The following is a 6,758-nucleotide window of genomic DNA, read 5'->3' as shown; positions in this document are numbered from 1 at the left end:
GATGAACCGATCCGCGCGAGCGAATGTGCTGGTCGGAGCTCGTTTCCGGAGTGTTGCGCGATCGTTACCGTGATGGCGCGGCCGGCGGCGCTCGTTCCGGCCGGTCTCCATCGGCCGCTGCTCGACCGGCGAGGAGGCCCCGCAGCTCAGACGGTGGTCTCGCCCGCCGGGCCCGAGGGGGCCGCCGCGCCGACTCCGCTGACGGGCTCGCCCTGCCAGGACACGAGCGTCCACGCGTCGCCCGAGCCCTCGAGGACGACGACGCCGGTGTTGTCGAGCAGGTGGTCGGCGATGAAGCGCGCATCGAGGTCGAGGGAGCGCAGACCCGCCCAGCAGCGGATGGCCGCGCCGTGGCTGACCAGCGCGACGACCTCGTGCCCGAGCGCCTCCGCCTCCGCCACCACCGCGTCGTAGCGCGCCGCGAACTCGTCGCCCGTCTCGCCGCCCGCGAGCCGGATCGACGTCTCGCCGCCGGCCCAGCGGAAGACCGTCCCCATGTACTCCTCGACCGCCGCCTCGTCGCCGCGCATCTCGAGCCCCGCGGCCGCGACCTCGCGGATGCCGTCGCGCTCGATCGGGTCGAGCCCGAGGGCCGCGGCGAGAGGGGCGGCCGTCTCGTGGGTGCGGACCATCGTCGAGACGAGCAGCGCGCCGATCCCCTCGCCCGCGAGCCGACCGGGCAGCGCTGCGGCCTGGGTGCGGCCGAGGTCGGTGAGCCCGGGTCCGGGGATGCGGGTGTCGAGGAGCCCGGCGACGTTGGAGGGGGTCTGGCCGTGGCGGATCAGGAGGAGGCGCATCCGCCCACGCTAACCGCGGAGGCTGGGCTTCCGGGGGGCACGGTGGCGCCCGCTCCCGCCGTTGTGCGGCGAGTGCGGCGCTGTCACGATGTGCGGGGACGCTCCCGGACCGGGAGCCGCAGACGGACGGGACGGGCGGACATGGCCTCCGAAGACGGTTTCTCGAAGGACGAGCGCGCGGCGATGAAGCAGCGCGCGGCCGAGCTGCGGGCGGAGGCGAAGCGGCAGAAGAGCGCCGACAAGGCCGATGCCGACCGCAGGGACGCGGAGGCCGCGATCGCCGCGATGACCGACGAGGAGCGGCCGATCGCCCAGATGCTGCACGACGTCGTCGGCGAGACCGCTCCCGACCTCCTCCCGAAGACCTGGTACGGCTTCCCCGCCTATGCGCGCTCCGACGGCAAGGCGATCGTCTTCTTCCAGCCCGGCGCGAAGTTCGGCACGCGCTACTCGACCCTCGGCTTCCAGGACGGCGCCCAGCTCGACGACGGCACGATCTGGCCGACCGCCTACGCGCTCGTCTCCGCCGACGCCGAGACGCGCGCCGCCGTCACCGAGCTGGTCCGCCGCGCGGCCGGGGCCTGACCCCGTGGCGCACGTCTACGACGAGATCGACGAGAGCCTCTCCTCCTGGATCCACGAGCAGCCGATGTGGTTCGTCGCCACCGCGCCCCTCGCCGCCGACAGGCACGTCAACATGTCGCCGCGCGGCCACGACTCGTTCTCGATCCTCGGTCCGCGGCGCGTCGGCTGGGTCGACTACACGGGCAGCGGAGTCGAGACGATCGCGCACCTGCGCGAGAACGGGCGCGTGTGCCTGATGTTCGCGTCGTTCGGACCGCGTCCGCGCATCGTGCGCCTGCACGGCACCGGCTCCGTGCACCTGCCCGGTTCGGAGGCGTTCGCCGAGGTCGCGGAGCAGCACCCCGAGCACCCGAGCACCCGCGCGGTCGTCACCGTCGACCTCACCCGCATCAGCGACGCGTGCGGCTGGGGCGTGCCGGTGATGGAGCCGGTCGGCGAGCGCGACCTGCTCCTCCTCCAGGCCGAGAAGAAGGGCCCCGACGGCATGGCCGAGTACCGCGCCACGCGGAACGCGGTCAGCATCGACGGGCTGCCGGGCTACCCGCTGGACTGAGCAGCGGGGAGCGGCCGCAGCGCGGCGCGCACGAGCACGCCGACCGGCTCGAGCAGGGTCCCAGTGACGACGGCGAGCGGATTCGCAGTACATCGCTGCGGAGAGGACGGCTGCAGCGGCGATCGCCACTCCCGCGATGACGACGGGGCGTCCGCGCTGGTGAGGCTCATCCATGGGTCGGGACGACAGCGAGCTCCGCGGAGCTCCGGCCGATCCCAGGGGGGGCGGACACGGAGCGCGACTGAGACCCGCTCGATCGGCGATCCGATCGGACGGCGTCCACACCATCGGCCCCGCAGAGATCCCCTGGCCGATCCGCCCGCCGCTACGCCCGCTCGTCGACGGCCCGGATCGAGAACAGCTCCTGCGGGGTGCAGTCGAGCGCGTCGCAGATGAGCGTCAGCGTCGTGAAGCGGATCGCGCGGGCGCGGTTGTTCTTGAGGATGGAGAGGTTCGCCATCGTGATGCCGGTGCGGGCCGAGAGGGCGGTGAGGGTCACGCCGCGCTCGGCCAGCACTGCTCCGAGGTGGCAGTCGATCCGGTGCCTCTCGTCTTCGGCGGGCTCAGACAACGCCGTCGACGTCCCGTTCGAGCTTCGCGCCGGCGCGGAACGCCGCCGTCAGGGCGAGGGCCACCACGCCGGCGAGCAGGACGGGGACGGGCCACTGCGGCAGGTTCGTCCCGATGGCCTGGTAGTCGCCGCCGAGGAAGGCGTCGCGCTGCTCGCCGGTCACCCGGCCTGCGCCGAAGAGCAGGCCGATGCCGGAGCTGAGGTACAGGCCCGCCGCGGTGTCGGCGAGGCCCTGGGCCACTCCTCCGATCAGCAGGGCGAGGCTCAGACGGCGCCAGTTCGCGAGGACGAAGGGGTCGAACGGGCGCCCGGCCGCGATGCCGCGCAGGACCCGGAGGAGGAAGACGGTGGCGAGGACGATCGTGATCGCCTGGAGGAGGCTCGGCAGCGCACCGAGCAGGCGGAGGGAGAGGGCGGCGTCGGCGAGGGTCGGCGCGGTGCCCTCGCGCGGCTCCGCCTGCAGCAGCTGCGGGAGGCTGCGGAGCGGGAGCCGGCCGTCCGCTCCCCCGAAGACGAGCAGGGAGCGCCCGGTCGTGACGGTCCAGGTCTGCACGAGCGCGGTGAGCACGGAGAAGACGGCGACGATGAGCAGGACCGCCCTCGCCACCCGCAACACGCGCGGGCGCTCCCGGACCGGTCCGCTGGGGATGACACTCGTCATGGCGCGCTCCTTATCGATCGTCGATGTTATCGAGTATCAATACTACGCACACCGCGCGGCCGGTGTCGAGCCGCCGCGTACCGCCCGCGGAGACGGCCTGAAGGGTGGTTGCCCGGGGCGAGGAGCGCGATCTAGCGTGGAGGGATGTCGGATGCGAGGGAGCGCGCCGCCCGGTACCGGGCCGGCGCCGCGGGCGAGGAGGAGCCGCAGCAGCCCGCCCTGCCGGAGGACCCGATCGAGCGGGCGGCCTTCGTCGAGACGGCGATCCAGCTCGCGATCCGCCGCGGCGACTTCGACGACCTCCCCGGCTCCGGGAAGCCGCTGCCGGATCTGGGTGCGGCGCACGATCCGGACTGGTGGATCCGCCGCAAGATCGAGCGCGAGAACCTCACCGGGATCGGCCCGGCCGCCTTCCTCCTCCGCGCCGAGGACCGCGCACTCGACGAGCGCCTCGACCGCCTGCACCGCGAGGAGGAGGTGCGCGCCGAGCTCGCCGACTTCAACACGCGGGTGATCGAGGCACGCCGCCAGCTGCTGGGCGGGCCGCCCGTCGTCACCCCGCTCCGGGAGATCGAGGCGGAGGTCACCGCCTGGTCGCAGCGGCGCGACGCCCGCACCGCAGCGACGGCGGCACGGGCGGCCGCGGCGCCCGAGCGGCCCCGCCGCTGGTGGTCGCGGCGGCGCTGACGTCCCCGAGACGCGGACAGACCTGCCCCTCTCTCTGGGGTCCCGACGCGGGAAACCGGGCATGAGCGCGCCTCCGAATCATGCGTACACATCGAGTCGACCGGAGTCCGCATGCTCACGACCACCCCCGCCCACCCCACGAGGTCCCGCACCGCCCCTATCGCGGCGCCGCCGCTCGCCCTGCTCGAGCCCGACTCGGACCGGATGCTCGTCATCCGCGCCGCCGAGGGCGACGACCGGGCGTTCGCCACCATCGTCCGCCGCTACACCGGGCTGCTCCGCGCGACCGCCGCCCGCACCCTCCGCAGCAGCGCCGACGTCGACGACGTGGTGCAGGAGACCTTCCTCGCGGCGTGGACCCACGTCGACAGCGTGATCGACGGCGAGACCATCGCCGGCTGGCTCGTGACGACCGCCCGGCGCCGCAGCGTGGACCGGCTCCGCTCCAGCGTCTCGCGGCTGCGCGCCGAGCTGGACGACGAGTTCCCCGCCTCCGCCGCCGACGACCCGGAGCACGCGGCGCACTGCGGCTCGCTCGCCGCCGACGCCAACCGGGTGCTCGCCGCCATGCCCGCGGCCCAGCGCCGCTGCTGGGAGCTGCGCCAGCTGGAGCAGTGCAGCTACGACGCGATCGCGCACGAGCTGGGACTGTCGTCCTCGACCGTCCGCGGACTGCTCGCACGCGCCCGCGCGACGCTCCGCACGGAGCTCGCCCACTGGCGCTGATCCGCGCTGCGGATCTCGGCGCAGGAGACCGGGCGGGGGCCTTCAGCGCAGGAGAACCGGCCCCGCTCCGATCCGCACCCGGAACAGCGAGTACGGGTAGGTGCGCAGATCCGTGCCGCCCTGGTAGTCGGCCTGGCGGTGCAGCTGGTTCGCGGTGACGTACAGGTGCTCGTCCGTCGCGATCGACATCGTGTCCGGCCAGAGCAGCCGCTCGTCGTGCACGATCGTCTCCATCGTGCCGTCGGTGCGACGGCGGACGATCGCGTTGTTCTCGTAGCTCGTGGCGTAGAAGCGGCCCAGCGCATCCGTCTCGAGGCCGTCCGCTCCCCCGCCCTTGTCGCCCTCGTCTACGACGGTCGCCGCGACGTCCTCGTCCGGCACCGACCGGTCGACCAGGGCCGACGTCGCCACGCTGAACCAGCGGCGGGAGGCGAGCGGGCAGTACCAGAGGCGCTCGCCGTCGGCCGAGATCGCGATCCCGTCAGCGCCCATCGTCACCGGCTGCGGGTCGCCGTCGGCCGGGCGCTTCATCAGCACGCGGCCCTCGGCCATCGGCACGAGCTCCGGAGGAGTGAGCGCCTTCGTGCTCGGGTGGTCGTGCAGGCGGCGCCAGGCGGTCCCCGCCTCGAGGTCGACGACGATGATCCCGTTCGGGCCGGAATCGGCCGAGTCGGTGATGTAGGCGATGCCGCGCCGCAGATCGAAGCGCACGTCGTTGAGGTAGGTGGTCGGCAGGGCGACGTCGGGCTCGAGGACGATCACCTGCTCGACGGTGTCGGTCGCCAGGTCGACGCGGACGAGCTTGGGGCCGCCCTTCTTCGTCGGCTCGAACATCGGGCTGCCGGTGTCGAGGATCCAGAGCCGGTCGGCCGGATCGACGACGATGCTCTGCACCGAGACGAGGGCGTCGGCGTCGTCGATTCCCGACGGCGTGTTCCAGGCCTCGTCCGGGTAGGGCACCGCCGCTCCGTCGACCAGCTCCACGACCGTGGCCGGGACCTCGTCCCCCCACTTGGGGAAGTTCAGAAGATCCGCCCGGTGTGCGAGACGCTGACGCCGGTGGGCATCGGCCCGCTGGTGAAGGCGTGCACGAGCTCCAGCTCGCCGAGCGGCTCGTCGACCGGGCGCGTGCCGCGGGTCTCGTCGATCGGTCCCCAGAATCCCATGGTGCTCTCGCTGTCCTCCCGCCGGCGCGGGCTCGTGGCGGTCTCGGTGCCGGTCGGGTGAGGAGTCGGTGCCCGCCACGACCGGTGCTCCTCATCCTGCGCGTCGGCGCCGTCCGGCGGGGAGGAGGTGGCGGAGGAGGCGGCGAGCGCCTAGCATCCGGCCGCCGCGGGCGACCCGGGTGCCGCGACCGAGGAGGCGGAGGAGGGCCGGCCCGCGTCCGACTTCGGCACGGCCTCCGCGAAGGGGATCAGCATCGGGACGCGGCATTGCCCGGTGAAGCGGGTCGCCTCGGCGGCCGCTCCCGCCGCCCGCAGTGCACCGCCCCCCGCCGTCGCGCTCACCCGCTGGTCGGCGGGTCGACGGACCGCTGATCCGCCGGCCGTCCGCTTCCGGACATGACCGCTAGAGGGCGTTGCCGCCGCGACCGCTCACCTGCCACGGTCGCAGAGCGACCGACGACGGTCCACCGATCAGAAGGACCGAGGCCCGCCCATGGACGACTCCTCTTCGACCGAGACCAGCACGAGCGAGATGACGCCCGAGGTGCTGGCCGCGTTCAGCGACGCCTGGACCCGCCACGACCTCGAAGCGCTGATGAGTCACATGACCGACGACTGCGTGTACGGCGCGTCCGTCGGCCCCGAGCCCGGCCGCACCTGGACGGGCAAGGAGCAGGTCCGCGAGGGATTCGCGCTCATGCTCGCCTTCGACACCGGACAGGAGCGGCACGAGGAGGGGGCTCCCCTCATCGCCGGGACGCGCGGCGCGGCCACCTGGTCCTTCACCGGGACCGGCCCCGACGGCCGACCCCAGGTCACGCGGGGCTGCGACATCTACGAGTTCCGCGGCGGGAGGATCGCCCGCAAGGACGCGTTCCGGAAGGTCTACCGGGCGGACGAGGAGTAGTCCAGGTCGGCCTCCCTCGCGCAGCGGAGCCGGAGCGGCGTCCTCGTACCGGGTGGCCCCGCGCCTCCCCGATCGCGCAGACTGGATCGATGGCAGCGGCGTCGG

10 protein-coding genes are annotated in these 6,758 nt (G+C 73.6%); 5 read left to right on the top strand and 5 right to left on the bottom strand.

Annotated features, from left to right (window positions below; all coding sequences use genetic code 11):
- Nucleotides 1-146: 146 nt before the first annotated feature.
- Nucleotides 147-797: a histidine phosphatase family protein gene (locus C5C27_RS16100; RefSeq protein ID WP_104314911.1), complete on the bottom strand. Its 651-nt coding sequence runs from the start codon at nucleotides 795-797 to the stop codon at nucleotides 147-149.
- Between the two features lie 141 nt (nucleotides 798-938).
- On the opposite strand from C5C27_RS16100, the gene C5C27_RS16095 reads away from it, so the two are divergent.
- Both C5C27_RS16095 and C5C27_RS16090 read left to right on the top strand, forming a co-directional pair.
- Nucleotides 939-1,382 carry a hypothetical protein gene (locus C5C27_RS16095; protein ID WP_104227361.1) on the top strand — a complete coding sequence of 148 codons (444 nt, stop codon included), beginning with the start codon at nucleotides 939-941 and terminating at the stop codon, nucleotides 1,380-1,382.
- Nucleotides 1,383-1,386: 4 nt separating this feature from the next.
- The gene (locus tag C5C27_RS16090) at nucleotides 1,387-1,935 is read left to right on the top strand and encodes a pyridoxamine 5'-phosphate oxidase family protein (RefSeq protein WP_104314910.1); all 549 of its coding nucleotides are present in this window, start codon (nucleotides 1,387-1,389) and stop codon (nucleotides 1,933-1,935) included.
- Between the two features lie 325 nt (nucleotides 1,936-2,260).
- Here C5C27_RS16090 and C5C27_RS16085 read toward each other — a convergent pair whose 3' ends face one another.
- Nucleotides 2,261-2,452 (bottom strand): helix-turn-helix domain-containing protein, encoded by a 192-nt coding sequence (locus C5C27_RS16085; protein WP_374955285.1) that lies wholly within the window; start codon nucleotides 2,450-2,452, stop codon nucleotides 2,261-2,263.
- Between the two features lie 46 nt (nucleotides 2,453-2,498).
- Entirely contained in the window at nucleotides 2,499-3,167 is a 669-nt protein-coding gene (locus C5C27_RS16080; RefSeq protein ID WP_104314908.1) for a hypothetical protein, read from the bottom strand.
- 144 nt (nucleotides 3,168-3,311) lie between these two features.
- Here C5C27_RS16080 and C5C27_RS16075 point away from each other — a divergent pair, with 144 nt between their 5' ends.
- Complete coding sequence (locus C5C27_RS16075) at nucleotides 3,312-3,854, top strand: DUF1992 domain-containing protein (protein WP_104314907.1); 543 nt, start codon at nucleotides 3,312-3,314, stop codon at nucleotides 3,852-3,854.
- Between the two features lie 111 nt (nucleotides 3,855-3,965).
- Nucleotides 3,966-4,580 carry an RNA polymerase sigma factor gene (locus C5C27_RS16070; protein ID WP_104239255.1) on the top strand — a complete coding sequence of 205 codons (615 nt, stop codon included), beginning with the start codon at nucleotides 3,966-3,968 and terminating at the stop codon, nucleotides 4,578-4,580.
- 42 nt (nucleotides 4,581-4,622) lie between these two features.
- Here the strand turns inward: C5C27_RS16070 and C5C27_RS16065 are convergent, their stop codons facing one another.
- Both C5C27_RS16065 and C5C27_RS18680 read right to left on the bottom strand, forming a co-directional pair.
- Nucleotides 4,623-5,564 carry a major royal jelly family protein gene (locus tag C5C27_RS16065; RefSeq protein ID WP_258066829.1) on the bottom strand — a complete coding sequence of 314 codons (942 nt, stop codon included), beginning with the start codon at nucleotides 5,562-5,564 and terminating at the stop codon, nucleotides 4,623-4,625.
- Between the two features lie 38 nt (nucleotides 5,565-5,602).
- Nucleotides 5,603-5,746: a hypothetical protein gene (locus tag C5C27_RS18680; RefSeq protein WP_258066828.1), complete on the bottom strand. Its 144-nt coding sequence runs from the start codon at nucleotides 5,744-5,746 to the stop codon at nucleotides 5,603-5,605.
- 493 nt (nucleotides 5,747-6,239) lie between these two features.
- Here C5C27_RS18680 and C5C27_RS16055 point away from each other — a divergent pair, with 493 nt between their 5' ends.
- Complete coding sequence (locus tag C5C27_RS16055) at nucleotides 6,240-6,653, top strand: nuclear transport factor 2 family protein (RefSeq protein ID WP_208543359.1); 414 nt, start codon at nucleotides 6,240-6,242, stop codon at nucleotides 6,651-6,653.
- Nucleotides 6,654-6,758 lie beyond the last annotated feature (105 nt).

The sequence above is a fragment of the Rathayibacter sp. AY2B7 genome, from assembly GCF_002931635.1.
GTDB lineage: Bacteria > Actinomycetota > Actinomycetes > Actinomycetales > Microbacteriaceae > Rathayibacter.
Note: the sequence above shows the minus strand (reverse complement) of the source record. Positions and strands in the feature narration are given on the sequence as shown.